The 13,046-nt window shown below is 71.9% G+C and carries 13 protein-coding genes; 5 read left to right on the top strand and 8 right to left on the bottom strand.

Translation table 11 applies throughout. The features are described 5' to 3' along the window. Nucleotides 1-70 precede the first annotated feature (70 nt). Entirely contained in the window at nt 71-349 is a 279-nt protein-coding gene (locus ABD352_RS43605) for an alpha/beta fold hydrolase (RefSeq protein WP_344618479.1), read from the top strand. On the opposite strand, the gene mmsB is transcribed toward ABD352_RS43605, so the two are convergent. Genes mmsB through chvE form a run of 3 tightly spaced genes read right to left on the bottom strand, consistent with a single transcriptional unit; the run spans nt 336 to nt 4,241 of the window. Continuing rightward, a complete protein-coding gene (gene mmsB / locus ABD352_RS43600; RefSeq protein WP_344618478.1) occupies nt 336-1,565 on the bottom strand; it encodes a multiple monosaccharide ABC transporter permease in 1,230 nt (409 codons plus the stop codon). The genes ABD352_RS43605 and mmsB overlap by 14 nt on opposite strands. 6 nt (nt 1,566-1,571) lie before the next feature. Beyond that, nucleotides 1,572-3,104: a multiple monosaccharide ABC transporter ATP-binding protein gene (mmsA, locus tag ABD352_RS43595; protein ID WP_344618477.1), complete on the bottom strand. Its 1,533-nt coding sequence runs from the start codon at nt 3,102-3,104 to the stop codon at nt 1,572-1,574. 9 nt (nt 3,105-3,113) lie between these two features. Continuing rightward, nucleotides 3,114-4,241 carry a multiple monosaccharide ABC transporter substrate-binding protein gene (gene chvE / locus ABD352_RS43590; protein ID WP_344618476.1) on the bottom strand — a complete coding sequence of 376 codons (1,128 nt, stop codon included), beginning with the start codon at nt 4,239-4,241 and terminating at the stop codon, nt 3,114-3,116. A gap of 137 nt (nt 4,242-4,378) precedes the next feature. Between chvE and ABD352_RS43585 the strand changes: the two genes are divergently transcribed. Genes ABD352_RS43585 through ABD352_RS43570 form a run of 4 tightly spaced genes read left to right on the top strand, consistent with a single transcriptional unit; the run spans nt 4,379 to nt 7,805 of the window. After that, nucleotides 4,379-5,764, top strand: coding sequence for an acyl-CoA synthetase (locus ABD352_RS43585; protein WP_344618475.1), 1,386 nt, complete (start codon nt 4,379-4,381; stop codon nt 5,762-5,764). A gap of 45 nt (nt 5,765-5,809) precedes the next feature. Then, the gene (locus ABD352_RS43580) at nt 5,810-6,244 is read left to right on the top strand and encodes a cold-shock protein (protein WP_344618474.1); all 435 of its coding nucleotides are present in this window, start codon (nt 5,810-5,812) and stop codon (nt 6,242-6,244) included. A gap of 2 nt (nt 6,245-6,246) precedes the next feature. After that, complete coding sequence (locus ABD352_RS43575) at nt 6,247-7,230, top strand: NAD-dependent epimerase/dehydratase family protein (RefSeq protein ID WP_344618473.1); 984 nt, start codon at nt 6,247-6,249, stop codon at nt 7,228-7,230. After that, the gene (locus ABD352_RS43570) at nt 7,227-7,805 is read left to right on the top strand and encodes a DinB family protein (protein ID WP_344618472.1); all 579 of its coding nucleotides are present in this window, start codon (nt 7,227-7,229) and stop codon (nt 7,803-7,805) included. The genes ABD352_RS43575 and ABD352_RS43570 overlap by 4 nt, the downstream gene beginning before the upstream one ends. A 474-nt stretch (nt 7,806-8,279) precedes the next feature. Here ABD352_RS43570 and ABD352_RS43565 read toward each other — a convergent pair whose 3' ends face one another. The 5 genes from ABD352_RS43565 to ABD352_RS43545 form a co-directional block, all read right to left on the bottom strand. Then, a complete protein-coding gene (locus tag ABD352_RS43565) occupies nt 8,280-9,059 on the bottom strand; it encodes an SDR family NAD(P)-dependent oxidoreductase (RefSeq protein ID WP_344618471.1) in 780 nt (259 codons plus the stop codon). 260 nt (nt 9,060-9,319) lie between these two features. Further along, nucleotides 9,320-9,706, bottom strand: a complete 387-nt coding sequence (locus ABD352_RS43560) for a hypothetical protein (RefSeq protein WP_344618470.1) — start codon at nt 9,704-9,706, stop codon at nt 9,320-9,322. Between the two features lie 38 nt (nt 9,707-9,744). Beyond that, entirely contained in the window at nt 9,745-10,341 is a 597-nt protein-coding gene (locus ABD352_RS43555) for a TetR/AcrR family transcriptional regulator (protein WP_344618469.1), read from the bottom strand. Nucleotides 10,342-10,349: 8 nt separating this feature from the next. Next, nucleotides 10,350-12,467 carry a YhgE/Pip family protein gene (locus ABD352_RS43550; RefSeq protein WP_344618468.1) on the bottom strand — a complete coding sequence of 706 codons (2,118 nt, stop codon included), beginning with the start codon at nt 12,465-12,467 and terminating at the stop codon, nt 10,350-10,352. Further along, nucleotides 12,464-13,027 carry an ATP-binding cassette domain-containing protein gene (locus tag ABD352_RS43545; protein WP_344618467.1) on the bottom strand — a complete coding sequence of 188 codons (564 nt, stop codon included), beginning with the start codon at nt 13,025-13,027 and terminating at the stop codon, nt 12,464-12,466. Before ABD352_RS43545 ends, ABD352_RS43550 begins: the two co-directional genes overlap by 4 nt. Nucleotides 13,028-13,046: the final 19 nt, after the last annotated feature.

Raw genomic sequence — 13,046 nt, 5'->3', positions numbered from 1 at the left:
CACTGGACCCCCGCAGATCGCGCAGCTGTGCTACTACGAGCCCGGCAAGTACCTCATCGATCCGTCCGCGATGTCCGAGGAGGCGCGGGCGGTCATGGCCGGGAACCGCGCCGCGCTCGCGGGCTATGCCGGGGACATGGTGGACCCGACGCTGGCGAAGCGGCTGCGCGACGTACAGGTGCCGGTCCTTGTGGTTTGGGGCGACAGCGACGGGATCGTCGATCCCGACTATGGGCGGGCGTATGCCGCCGCGATTCCGGGGGCGGAGTTCCTGCTGTTGGAGCGGACCGGGCACCTGCCGCAGATCGAGCGCCCGGACGCGCTCCTCGAGGCGGTTACCCGCGGCTAGACCGGCCGGCCCGGCGCTTGGCCCACACGTCGAAGGCCACGGCGGCGAGCAGGACGATGCCCTTGACGAGCATCACGCGCTCCGGGGGCTCGCCGTTGAGGGACATGCCGTTGTTGATGACGGCCATGATGAGGCCGCCGGTGATGGCGCCGACGACCTTGCCCACGCCGCCCTGCACCGCCGCGCCGCCGATGAACGAGGCGGCGATTGCGTCGAGCTCGAAGTTCTGCCCGGCGGTCGGGCCGGCCAGGTTGAGCCGGCCGGCGAAGATGATGCCGGCGATCGCCGACAGGATGCCCATGTTGACGAAGATCCAGAACGTGACCTGCTTGACCTTGACGCCGGAGAGGCTCGCGGCCTGCAGGTTCCCGCCGACGGCGTAGATGTGCCGGCCGAAGACGGTGCGCTGGGAGATGAGGGTGTACGCCAGCACGAGCACCGCCAGCAGGACGAGCACCCACGGCAGGTTCTTGAACCGGGCCAGCTGCACGATGACGAACATGAGCACGAGCGAGGCGCCGGCGAGCTTGGCCACGAAGACCAGCATCGAGTCGACCTGCTGGCCGTAGCCGATGCGGCCGCGGCGGGCGCGCCACTGCACCGCGGCGATGCCGGCGACCGCGGCGATGCCGACGAGCAGGGTGAACAGGTCGGCCCCGCCGAGCGGGCCGAGGCCGACGTTGTCGAGGAAGCCCGGGATGAAACCGTTCGACAGCGTGCGCACGTCCTCGGCGAAGGGGCCGATGCCCTGGTTGCCCAGGGTCGTCATGGTGAGGGCGCGGAAGATGAGCATGCCGGCGAGCGTGACGATGAAGGCCGGGATCCCGAAGTACGCGACCCAGAAACCCTGCCACGCACCGATCGCCGCGCCCGCCAGGAGGGTGACCACGATGGCCAGCGGCCACGGCATGTGCGACTTCACCATGAGCACCGCGGCGAACGCGCCGGTGGCGGCCACGACCGAGCCGGCGGACAGGTCGATGTGCCCGGCGATGATGATCAGGATCATCCCGATCGCGAGGATCAGGATGTACGAGTTCTGGATGACGATGTTGGAGATGTTCTGCGGCTCCAGCAGCGAGCCGTCGGTCAGGATCGCGAAGAACACGACGATCGCGGCGAAGGCGATGTAGATGCCGCTCTGGCGCAGGTTCACCGAGAACCGCGTCGGCGGCGTGACGGTCTGCTCGACCGCTGGTTCGACCACGGTGGTCATACGGAACTACTCCTTGATCCTGGTCATGAGATGCATCAGCCGCTCGGGCGAGAACTCGGCCCGCGGCACCTCGCCGGTGATGCGGCCGGCCGACAGGGCGTAGATCCGGTCGCAGATGCCGAGCAGCTCGGGCAGCTCGGAGGAGATGACGAGGACCGCCTTGCCCTGATCGGCGAGCTGGTTGATGATCGTGTAGATCTCGTACTTGGCGCCGACGTCGATGCCGCGGGTCGGCTCGTCGAGGATGAGCACGTCCGGATCGGCGAAGATCCATTTGGCCAGGACGACCTTCTGCTGGTTGCCGCCGCTGAGCGTGCCGGCGACGGTGCCGACGCCGGGCGCCTTGATGTTGAGGCTGCCGCGGAAGGTGTCGGCGACGTGGTACTCGCGGTTGTCGTCGACCCAGCCGCGCGTCGCCAGCTTGTCCAGCGCCGCGCCGGAGACGTTGCGCTGGATGTCCTCGATGAGGTTGAGGCCGTAGCGCTTGCGGTCCTCGGTGGCGTAGGCGATGCCGTGCCCGATCGCCTCCCCGACGCTGCGCAGGTGGATCGGCTCGCCCCGCTTGAACAACCGGCCGCTGATGCCGACGCCGTAGCTGCGCCCGAAGACGCTCATCGCCAGCTCCGTGCGCCCGGCCCCCATCAGCCCGGCCAGGCCGACGATCTCGCCGGCCCGCAGCGTCAGCGACGCGCCGGCCACGACCGTGCGGCCGTGCTGGGTCGGGGAGTGCACGGTCCAGTCCTCGATGCGCAGCACCTCCTCGCCGATGCGCGGGGTGTGCGGCGGGAAGCGGTGCTCGAGGTCGCGCCCGACCATGCCGGAGATGATCCGGTCCTCGCTCACCCCGCCGGGGGCGTGCATGTCGAGGGTCTCGATGGTCCGCCCGTCGCGCAGGATCGTGGTCGAGTCGGCGATCGCCTCGATCTCGTTGAGCTTGTGCGAGATGATCACGCAGGTGATGCCCTGGTCGCGCAGGCCGCGCAGCAGGTCGAGCAGGTGCGCGGAGTCCTCGTCGTTGAGCGCGGCGGTCGGCTCGTCGAGGATGAGCAGCCGCACCTCCTTGGACAGCGCCTTGGCGATCTCGACCAGCTGCTGCTTGCCGACGCCGATGTCCATCGCGGGGGTGACCGGGTTCTCCCGCAGGCCGACGCGGGCGAGCAGGGCGCCCGCGTCGGCGTTCGTGCGGTTCCAGTCGATCAGGCCGCGGTGCACCCGCTCGTTGCCGAGGAAGATGTTCTCGGCGATCGACAGGTGCGGGATGAGCGCGAGCTCCTGGTGGATGATGACGATCCCGCGCCGCTCCGAGTCGCGGACCCCGCCGAAGGCGCAGGGCTCGCCGTCGAAGAGGATTTCCCCGGTGTACGTCCCGTGCCCGTACACCCCGGAAAGGACCTTCATCAGCGTCGACTTACCGGCGCCGTTCTCGCCGCAGATCGCGTGGATCTCGCCGCGGCGGACGGTGAGGTTGACGTCGTCGAGCGCGGTGACGCCGGGGAACGTCTTGGTGATGCCCCGCATCTGCAGGAGCGAGTCGCTCATCGGGCGCGCCTACTTGAGCTTGTCTTCGGTGTAGTAGCCGGAGTCGACGAGCACGGACTTGTAGTTGGACTTGTAGACCACGACCGGCTCCAGGAGGTACGACGGCACGACCTTCTTGCCGTTGTCGTAGTCCTTCGTGTTGTTGACCTCGGGCTGGCCGCCCTTGAGCACGGCGTCGGTCATCTTCACGGTGACGTCGGCGAGCTTGCGGGTGTCCTTGTAGATCGTCGCGTACTGCTCCCCCGCGATGATCGACTTGACCGAGGCGACCTCGGCGTCCTGGCCGGTCACGATCGGGTACGCCTGGCCGGCGGTGCCGTAGCCGGCGGACTTGAGCGCGGAGAGGATGCCGATCGACAGCCCGTCGTACGGCGAGAGCACGCCCTGCACCTTCGTGCCGCCGTTGTACGTCTTCGTGATGAGGTCCTCCATGCGCTTCTGGGCCGTCGCCGGGTCCCAGCGCAGGATCGCCACCGTCTTGAAGTCGGTCTGGCCGCTCTTCACCACGAGCGTGCCCTTGTCGATGTACGGCTTGAGGGTGTCCATGGCGCCGTTGAAGAAGAACGTGGCGTTGTTGTCGTCCGGTGAGCCGGCGAACAGTTCGATGTTGAACGGTCCGGTGGCGGTGCCGTCGGAGCCGTCCTCCTTCTTCAGCCCCAGCCCGACCAGCAGCGAGGTCGCCTGCTGCACGCCGACCTTGTAGTTGTCGAAGGTGGCGTAGTAGTCGACGTTGGGCGAGTTGCGGATGAGCCGGTCGTAGGCGATGACCGGGATGTGCTTGTCGGCCGCCTCCTGCAGCTGGGTGGTGATGGCGGTGCCGTCGATGGAGGCGATGATGAGGACCTTCGCCCCCTTGGTGATCTGGTTCTCGATCTGGTTGACCTGCGTCGGGATGTCGTTCTCGGCGTACTGCAGGTCGACCTTGTAGCCGAGCTTCTCCAGCGCCGCCTTGACGTTGTTGCCGTCGGCGATCCAGCGCTCGGAGGACTTCGTCGGCATCGTGACGCCGATGAGGGAACCGGCGCCGCCGGAGGCGCCCGCCTCCTTGTCGGCGGTCTTCTCGCTCGAGCCGCAGGCGGTGACGCCGAAGGCCACCGCCAGGCCCACGGTCGCCGCGGCGATGCGTGCGAACTTCATCGTGCTCCCCTCGAAGACAGCGTGTTAGCGCTGCCACCGCTCTGTTTCTGGAAGGTTGCCGGGGTGTTGTGGGCACAGTGTTAACGCTCACAATGACGAGTGTCAAGACGTCCGGCGCGCGTGTGAGGATTGGGCCCATGCGACTGCTCGAGGGCCTGCTGACCCACTCACCGTCCGTGTCCGTCGCCGGTCGCGCGCTGTCGGCCGAGGCGTTACGCAACGCCGCCGGGGCGGTCGCCGCCGACGTGCGCGGGGCGGGCACCGTGGCCGTGGACGCCACGCCGTCGCTGGAGACGGTGGTGGCGGTGACCGGCGCGCTGCTGGCCGGCGCGGCGGTCGTGCCGGTGCCGGCCGACGCCGGGCCGGCCGAGCGGGAGCACATCCTGCGCGACAGCGGCGCTGCGCTGACGCTGGGCAACCGGCCCGACCGGTTCGCCGGCGCGGTGCCGGTCGACGTGACCCGCGCGGCCGACCCGTCGCTGCCGGCGCCGGGCGGGGACGACGTGGCGCTCGTGATGTACACCAGCGGTACCACCGGGGCCCCGAAAGGCGTCGAGCTCACCCACGCCGCCGTCGAGGCCGGCCTGGACGCCCTCGGCGAGGCGTGGGCCTGGACCGCGCAGGACACGCTGGTGCACGGCCTGCCGCTGTTCCACGTGCACGGCCTGATCCTCGGCGTGCTCGGCGCGCTGCGGCGCGGCTCGCCGCTGGTCCACACCGGACGGCCGACCCCCGCCGCCTACGCCGCCGCCCGCGGCACCCTCTACTTCGGGGTGCCGACGGTGTGGTCGCGGGTGTGCGGCGAGCCGGCCGCGGCCCGCGCGCTGCGCCCGGCCCGGCTGCTGGTCTCCGGCAGCGCGCCGCTGCCCGCGCCGGTCTTCGAGCGGCTCCACGCGCTCACCGGGCACCGCCCGGTCGAGCGCTACGGCATGACCGAAACGCTCATCACCATCAGCAGCCGGGCCGACGGGGACCGCCGCCCCGGGCAGGTCGGCCTGCCGGTGGCGGGCGTGCGGACCCGGCTGGTGGCCGAGGACGGCTCCGAGGCGCCCCGCGACGGCGAGGCCATCGGCGAGCTGTGGGTCGACGGGCCGATGCTGCTGCGGCGGTACCGCGGGCAGCCCGGCACCCCCGTGCGCACCGAGGACGGCTGGTTCCGCACCGGCGACCTGGCCCGCATCGGCCCCGACGGCTGGCACCGCATCGTCGGGCGGGCCTCCACCGACCTCATCAAGTGCGGCGGCTACCGCATCGGCGCCGGCGAGGTCGAGGACGCCCTGCTCGCCCACCCGGCCGTGCGGGAGGCCGCGGTGGTCGGGGTGCCGCACGCCGACCTCGGCGAGGCGGTCACGGCCTTCGTCGTGACGACGGAAGGCGGCGTCGAGGAACGCGAGCTCATCGATTTCGTGGCCGCCCACCTCTCCGTCCACAAACGGCCACGCACCGTGCACTTCGTGGAGGTGCTGCCACGCAACGCCATGGGCAAGGTGCAGAAGAAGCGGCTGGTGGGGCCTATGCTGTAGGGCAGTCTTCTTGGTTGGTTCTCCCTTTGTGGGTTGGTGGTCGCGGTGGAGACGGGCAGGATTCTGCGCTTCGACGAGGTTCGCGGGTACGGGTTCATCGCGCCGAACGCCGGCGGTGAGGACGTGTTCGTCCACGCCAACGACTTCGGCGAGCAGCGGCATCTCGTGCATCCGGGGATGCGGGTGGAGTACGAGGTCGAGGAGGGCGAGCGCGGGCTGAAGGTGTCCAGCGTGCGCATCCTCGACGCGCCGTCCTCCCGGCGCTCCGCCACCGCCTCGCCGTTCGCCCCCCAGGCCGGCTCCGGCACCGGCTCCCCCGACGACGACGGGCTGTGCGACGTGCTGTCCAGCCGCGAGTTCACCGCCGAGGTGACGGAGCTGCTCATCCAGCACGTGCCGTCGCTGACCGGCAGCCAGATCACGCAGGCGCGCCAGCACCTGGTGACGTTCGCACGTAGCCACGGTTGGGTGGAGAGCTGAGCATGAAGGTCCTGTTCATCGGCGGTAGCGGCATCATCTCCTCGGCCTGCTCCCGCCTCGCGGTCGAGCGCGGCATCGACCTCTACGTGCTCAACCGGGGCGAGTCGGCAACCCGCCCGCTGCCGTCGCAGGCGACGGTGCTGCGGGCCGACATCCGCGACAACGCCGCCGTCCGCGAGGCGATCGCCGGCCACACCTTCGACGCCGTCGTGGACTGGGTCGCGTTCACCACCGACCACGTGCACGCCGACATCGAGCTGTTCCGGGGCCGCACCGGCCAGTACGTCTTCATCAGCTCCGCCTCGGCCTACCAGACCCCGCCGGCCCGGCTGCCCGTGGTCGAGTCCTCGCCCCTGCGCAACCCCTTCTGGCAGTACAGCCGCGACAAGATCGCCTGCGAGGACCTCCTCGTGCAGGTGTACCGCGACAAGGGCTTCCCGGCCACGATCGTGCGCCCGTCGCACACCTACGACCGCACCCTCGTGCCCTTCGACGGCGGCTGGACGGTCCCGGCCCGGATGCGCGCCGGCAAGGAGATCGTGGTCCACGGCGACGGCACCTCGCTGTGGACCCTCACCCACCACGAGGACTTCGCCAAAGCCTTCGTCCCGCTGCTCGGCCACCCGCGCGCCATCGGCGACACCTTCCAGATCACCTCCGACGACGCGCTGACCTGGAACCAGATCGCCGAACACATGGCGGCCGCGCTGGGCGTGCCCCCGAAGATCGTGCACGTCCCGTCCGACGCGATCGCCGCCGCCGACCCGGAGTGGGGCGCCGGCCTGCTCGGCGACAAGGCCCACTCGATGGTCTTCGACAACTCCAAGGTGCGCGCGCTCGTGCCCGACTACGTGGCCACGATCCCCTTCCACCGCGGCGCGCGCGAGATCGTCGCCTGGTTCGACGAGGACCCGGCCCGGCAGGTCGTCGACGAGCGCCTCGACAAGGTGATGGACGACCTGGCCGACCGCTGGCGCGTGGGATGAGCGCCGGGCTCAAGACGGTCCTGAAGGACGCCCTGCAGGCCGGCCGCGAGAACCTCCTGTGGAAGCTCGACGGCCTCGCGGAGTACGACGTCCGCCGCCCCATGGTCGCGACCGGGACCAACCTCCTCGGGCTGGTGAAGCACCTGATCGGGGTCGAGGTCGGCTACTTCGGTGACACGTTCGGCCGGCCCTTCCCGGAGCCGCTGCCCTGGCTGGCCGACGGCGCCGAGCCCGACGCCGACATGTGGGCGACGGCGCAGGAGTCCCGGTCCGAGATCGTGGAGCGCTACCGGCGGGTGTGGGTGCACTCCGACTTTACGATCGACGCGCTCGAGCTCGACGCCGCCGGCCGGGTGCCGTGGTGGAAGCCGGAGCGGGCCGACGTGACCCTGCAGCTGGTGCTGGTCCGGGTCATCTCCGACACCGACCGGCACACCGGCCAGGCCGACATCATCCGCGAGCTCATCGACGGCGCCGCGGGCTGGCGCCCGTCGCAGAGCAACCTGCCGGACACCGACTTCGCCGTCCACCGCGCCCGCCTGGAGGAGATAGCCCTGCGCGCTACCGAGGGGTGACGCTGCGCAACCCTGTTCGACGTCCATGGATGGAATCTGGCCGGGATTTTTTGGCGTGGGCTAAGCTAAGGGACAAGAAAAAGGAAGCGCACCGGCCCGGCTGTACCGCATTTCTTTGCGTTGGCGGCCTCGGGCTCGAGCCGGGCGATCAGGGGGTTCTGCACCGTCTAGTGCGACCGGGACTGCTGCACCGCCCGCGCTTGCGACCGGGCTTCAGCGGGCCGGGGTTCTGCGCCGTCGCTCGCGGCCGGACTGGCTGCACCGCCCGCGCTTGCGACGGCGTTCCCGCGACCGGGGTTCTGCGCCGTCGCTCGCGACCGGGGCTGCGGCACCGCCCACGGGAGGTCGTCCGGTGCCGCCGCGGGCCTGCACCCGGCATGCGAATCGCGGCGCGTTCGGCGTGACGGGGTGGTGGTCGCAGCGGCTGCGCCGGGACGCGCTCGCACTGTTGAGGCGGGGCGCTGCTCGCTGGAGTCAGTCCGCGAGGGCGCCGTGGTCGACCGGCTTGCCGTCCTCGAAGAGCACACCGGTCGGCCCGCCGGCAGGCAGCATGGCCGCCCAGGCCACCCAGCGTGCGCTCTCCACCGTCGGCCGCCCGTCGTTGTCGTCGCCGAGCTCGGGATGGCTGGCGAACTGCCCGGGGTCGACGGAGTTGGCCAGGATCCCGGCGTCGCGCAGTTCGACGGCCAGCGAGGCGGTCAGGGCGTCGGCGGTGAACTTGGCCATGGAGTAGCCCGGTGCACCGACAGGGCGGGGCAGTGCGGTGCCGGCGCGGACCTGCATGGCGGCGCCGCTGGACACGGTGACGATCCGGGCCGCCGGCGCCGCCTCCAGCAGGGGCAGGCAGGCCTGGGTGAGTGCCCACGGGCCGAAGACGGTCACTTCGAAGGCGGCATGCACGGCGCCGGCATCGGCCTCCAGGAGCCGGAACGTGTCCCAGTCGGGCATCAGAGCGGCGTTGTGGATCAGCGCGTCGAGCCGGCCGAACTCGGCGTCAAGCCGTGCCGCGGCCTCGGTGAAGGTTGCCGGATCGCTCAGGTCGATGCGTACTGCGGTGGCCGCGAAGCCGTCGGCGGACATCTCCTCGGCCCGCCGCCGGGTCTCGTCGAGGTCGCGGCCGGCCAGCACGGCGTGAAAGCCGTGTGCCGCAAGCTCGCGGGCGACGGCGACCCCGAGGCCGTGCGGGCGGCTGGCCCCGGTGACGAGGGCTACCCTGCCGGCGGCGTAGGCGTCGGAGCTGGAGGCGGTGGGCATGGAGATCCTCTCCTGGTGCGGGCTGTCGCCTGACCTCTCGGCCGGCTGGAGCGCGCACGAGGCCCACGCCGGGTCCGCAGTTTGGCCTGGCTGATCGCACCGGCGACAACGAACACGTGTGGCACGACGTGGGCGACGCCAGCATACAGCGCGCGCCGACGACGATCGGTGCGAGCGTCTGCCCGGGGACGTCCAGCACCGCCGCAGGCCCGCGCCCGGGCACCGAACGGCCGGTCCAAGGACGCCCAGCGTGGGAAGGGCTAAGCGGCGAGCTGCACGATGTGGCCGGCCTGGGCGGTGCACAGGCGGATCTCCACCCGGCCCGATCGCGTCGGGTCGCTCGCACCGGCGTCGTAGGCGAAGCAGATCCGATCCGGCCGGTCCGCGGAGATCTCGATGTCCGCCCGGTCCGGATGGCTCAAGGGTACGTCGATGTGCTTCCGGCCGCCCGCCCACACCAGCAGCCGCGTGGCGGTGATGGCGATCGCGCCGTACGTGCCCTGCTTCCGCAACGAGCTGAACTGATGCGGCGTGCGGTAGTCGCGGTAGGTGACCGATCCGCGCAGCCCGTTCTCGAGCAGCACGGCCGGCTCACCGGCGAGCTCGGCGCGCAGCTGTTCGGGGACGCGGCCGGACCCGAACAACACCGCGCCCGGGAGCCGCCAACAAGGCCTCCACAAGGCCTTCAGATGCCGACCCGGGCGCGGATGACGGCGATGAGCGAATCCTGCACCGACTCCAGGCTGCGGTCGGGCTCGAAGACCAGCCAGTCGACGGCCACGACGAGGCACACGCCGAACAGCGCGGCGGAGGCCATCCGCACGTCGAGGTCCGCGTCGAAGTGCCCCTCGGCCACCCCGCGCTCGAGCACCTCGGCGATGACGCCCACGGCCTCGTCGCGCAGCAGGTGCAGGGTCTGGTGCCACTCCCGGTTGGTCCGCCACATCTCCGACAGCAGCAGCTGCGCGAACGAGCGGTGCCGCTGGATGTAGGCCAGCTCCGCCCGGATCAGCGCGACCGCCTGCTCCGGCGGTGTGCCCGCACCCGCCACCGCGGCCCGGAAGTCGGTGGTGAGCAGGCCGACCCCGTGCCGCAGCAGCGCCTCGAAGAGCGCGTTCTTCGACGGGAAGTTGTAGTAGACGGTCCCCTTCGCGACCCCGGCCGCGACCGCGATGTCGTCGACGGTGGTGCTGGAGAAGCCGTGCTCGGCGATCAGCTCCATCGCGGCGTCGTAGAGGCGCTGCTTGGTGTCGTCGCGCCGGCGGGTCCGGCCGTCAGTCACAGCGCTCCTCACATCACCAGGTCCGGGTGCAGCTTGGACGGGGTGAGGCGGCGGCCCCGCCACGCGGCGACGGTGGTGAGCGCGAACGCGGCGGCGGCGAAGCCGGCCAGCACGACCGCTCCGGTGAGCACCGTACCGCCCGGGCCGCCGTTGACGAGGTGCCGCAGGCCCGACACGACGTACGTCATCGGCAGGAACGGGTGGACGGCCTGCAGGAACCCCGGCGTGGTCTGGATCGGGTACGTCCCGCCCGACGACGTCAGCTGCAGCATCAGCACCGCGAGCGCGACGAGCCGCCCGGCGGGTCCGAGCCGCGCGCCGAGCCACTGCACGAGCGCGGTGAACGCGACCGCGGCGAGGCAGAGGTACCCGAACATCCCCAGCGGATGCGCCGGGCGCAGCCCCAGCGCGAAGCGCACGACCAGGAACAGCGCGGCCGCCTGGACGACGCCGATGAGCAGCGCCGGCAGCCAGCCCGCGAGCGCCGCCCGGTACGGCCGCGCGCCGGAGACCAGGTGGCGGCGGGCGAGCGGGCGCAGCACCATGTAGCTGATCATCGCGCCGACCCACAGTGCCAGGCCGAGGAAGTACGGCGCGAAGCCCGCCCCGTAGGTCGCGGCCGGGTGCTCGGTGTCGCGCTGCAGGGCCACCGGGTCGCCGAGGACGCCGGCCCGCGCGGCGCGGGTGTCGGGGTCGTAGCCCGGGATTCGCGCGGCGCCGTCGGTCAGGCCGTCGGCGAGCCGGTTGGCGCCGTCGCCGAGGTCGGCGAGGCCGGCCGCGAGCCGGTGCCCGCCGTCGGAGAGCGCCCCGAGGCCGTCGTCGAGCTGCCGCGCGCCGCTGGCCAGCCGGTAGATGCCGCCGTTGAGGTCGCGCGCCCCGCTGACCGCGTCCCCGGTCCCGGCGTGCAGCCGCGACGCCCCGCCGGCGAGGGCGTCGAGCCCGTCGGCCAGCGTGTCGACCTGCTTCCGCGCGGCGGCCACGTCGTCGGCGAGGTGCGGCGCCGCCTGGGCGACCTGCCGGGCGGTCGCGGCGACGGCGGCTATCTGCTCGCGCAGCGCGGAGAGGTCTCCGGTGTCGAGGCGGGCCTGCAGCTGCTGCGCCGCCTCGGCCGCCGACAGCGCCGCCTGGTACTCGGCGCTGGAGGTGATGTCCGGGTACCGCTTCCCCAGCGCGATCAGGTCCGCGTGTGCCTGAGCGGCCTGGCGGGCGAGGGCCGGCAGCGCGTCGAGGTGCTGGAGGATGAGGTCGGCCCCGTCGGCGATGGCGTTCGCGGCGGCCGCGATCTGCTCGGCGTTCTCGCGCAGCGCCGGCTCGGCCTTGTCCGCCGCGGCGTCGACCTTCCCGGCCAGCAGCCGCCCGCCGGCCGCGGCCTGGGCGGTGCCGTCGGCGAGCTGCGCGGCGCCCGCGTCGAGGGCGACGAGCCCGTCGTAGAGCTGCTTGGACCCCTGTGCCGCCTGCGCGAGCCCGTGGTCGAGCTGCCCGGCCCCGGCGTGGGCCTGGTCGGTGCCGGAGGCGAGGCTCCCGGCGCCGCCCTGCGCGTCGGCCGCCCCGCCGGCCAGCTGCGAGGCCCCGGCCGCGGCCTGCTGGGTCTGGGTCTTGAGGTCGGTGAACCCGATGAGCATGCGGTCGAAGTACCGCCGCGCCGCCGTGCTCGACGCCCCGGCCCGCACCTCGGTGAAGACGCTGCGGGACAGCTGCCCGGCGAGGTAGTTGGAGGCGTCGTCGCTGACCACGGTGAGCCGTCCCCGCTGCGGGTCCTTGCCCGGGTCGGGCGGGGTGACGAGCGAGGCCGAGAAGTCGGCCGGGATCTCGAAGACGAGCTGGTACCGCCCGTCCCGCAGCCCCTGCTTCGCCTGCTGCGCGGTGGCCGGCTGCCAGCCGAAGACGTCGCGGTGCTGCAGCTCGCCGGCGAGGTCCTTGCCGGCTTCGAGGGTGCCGCCGTCCGGGGCCTTGGCGGGCCGGTCCTCGTTGACGAGGGCGACGGGGATGTGGCGCATGTTGCCGTACGGATCCCAGAACGCCCACAGATAGAGCGCGCCGTAGAGCAGCGGGATGAGGGCCAGCACGACCAGCGCGGCGATGGTGATCGGCGCCCGGAAGAATCGGCGCAGCTCGAACAGGTTCACGCGGCCACCTCCTCGCGCGCGGTGACGACCACGGCCGCCCCGGAGTCCTTGAGCGCCTCGACGAGCGTGCGCTGCTCCACTTCGGGCAGTCCACTGTCGACGTCGTCGGCGAAGATGATGCCCGGCTCGCCGACCCGCGCGAGGGCCAGGCACAGCAGGTGCGCGCCGAGCGGGTCGAGGTCCCTGCCGAGGGTTTCGGGCTTCAGCGGTACGTCCACCAGCCGATCGAGCGCCTGCCGCCGACGCTTGCGAAGCGACCAGGAGGCCCGCCCGAGCAGCACGAGCCGCTCCTCGACGTGCTCGGCCACGGTGAGCCCCGGCTCGGGCTCGTTGACCCCGGCGACGAACCCGAGCGCCGAGGGCGCACTGCGCCGCACGCTCCCCGCGCTGGTCCTGAAGTGCCCGGCGAGGGCGAGCAGCAGCGAGGTACGCCCGCTGCCGGCCGCCCCGGACAGCGTCACGAACTCCCCCGCCTCCACGGCGAGGTCGACATCCCGGAACACCCACCCGCGCCGCGTGCGGGCCCCGAGCCCCTCGGCGACGAGCACCTGATCGGCCACAACAGCCTCCCACATTTGA

The organism is Dactylosporangium salmoneum (assembly GCF_039532525.1).
GTDB lineage: Bacteria > Actinomycetota > Actinomycetes > Mycobacteriales > Micromonosporaceae > Dactylosporangium > Dactylosporangium salmoneum.
Note: the sequence above shows the minus strand (reverse complement) of the source record. Positions and strands in the feature narration are given on the sequence as shown.

Coding starts and splice junctions, on each gene's coding strand:
- ABD352_RS43605 (WP_344618479.1), top strand. CDS start 71: ATGTCCGAGGAGGCGCGGGCGGTCATGGCCGGGAACCGCGCCGCGCTC.
- mmsB (WP_344618478.1), bottom strand. CDS start 1,565: ATGACCACCGTGGTCGAACCAGCGGTCGAGCAGACCGTCACGCCGCCG.
- mmsA (WP_344618477.1), bottom strand. CDS start 3,104: ATGAGCGACTCGCTCCTGCAGATGCGGGGCATCACCAAGACGTTCCCC.
- chvE (WP_344618476.1), bottom strand. CDS start 4,241: ATGAAGTTCGCACGCATCGCCGCGGCGACCGTGGGCCTGGCGGTGGCC.
- ABD352_RS43585 (WP_344618475.1), top strand. CDS start 4,379: ATGCGACTGCTCGAGGGCCTGCTGACCCACTCACCGTCCGTGTCCGTC.
- ABD352_RS43575 (WP_344618473.1), top strand. CDS start 6,247: ATGAAGGTCCTGTTCATCGGCGGTAGCGGCATCATCTCCTCGGCCTGC.
- ABD352_RS43570 (WP_344618472.1), top strand. CDS start 7,227: ATGAGCGCCGGGCTCAAGACGGTCCTGAAGGACGCCCTGCAGGCCGGC.
- ABD352_RS43565 (WP_344618471.1), bottom strand. CDS start 9,059: ATGCCCACCGCCTCCAGCTCCGACGCCTACGCCGCCGGCAGGGTAGCC.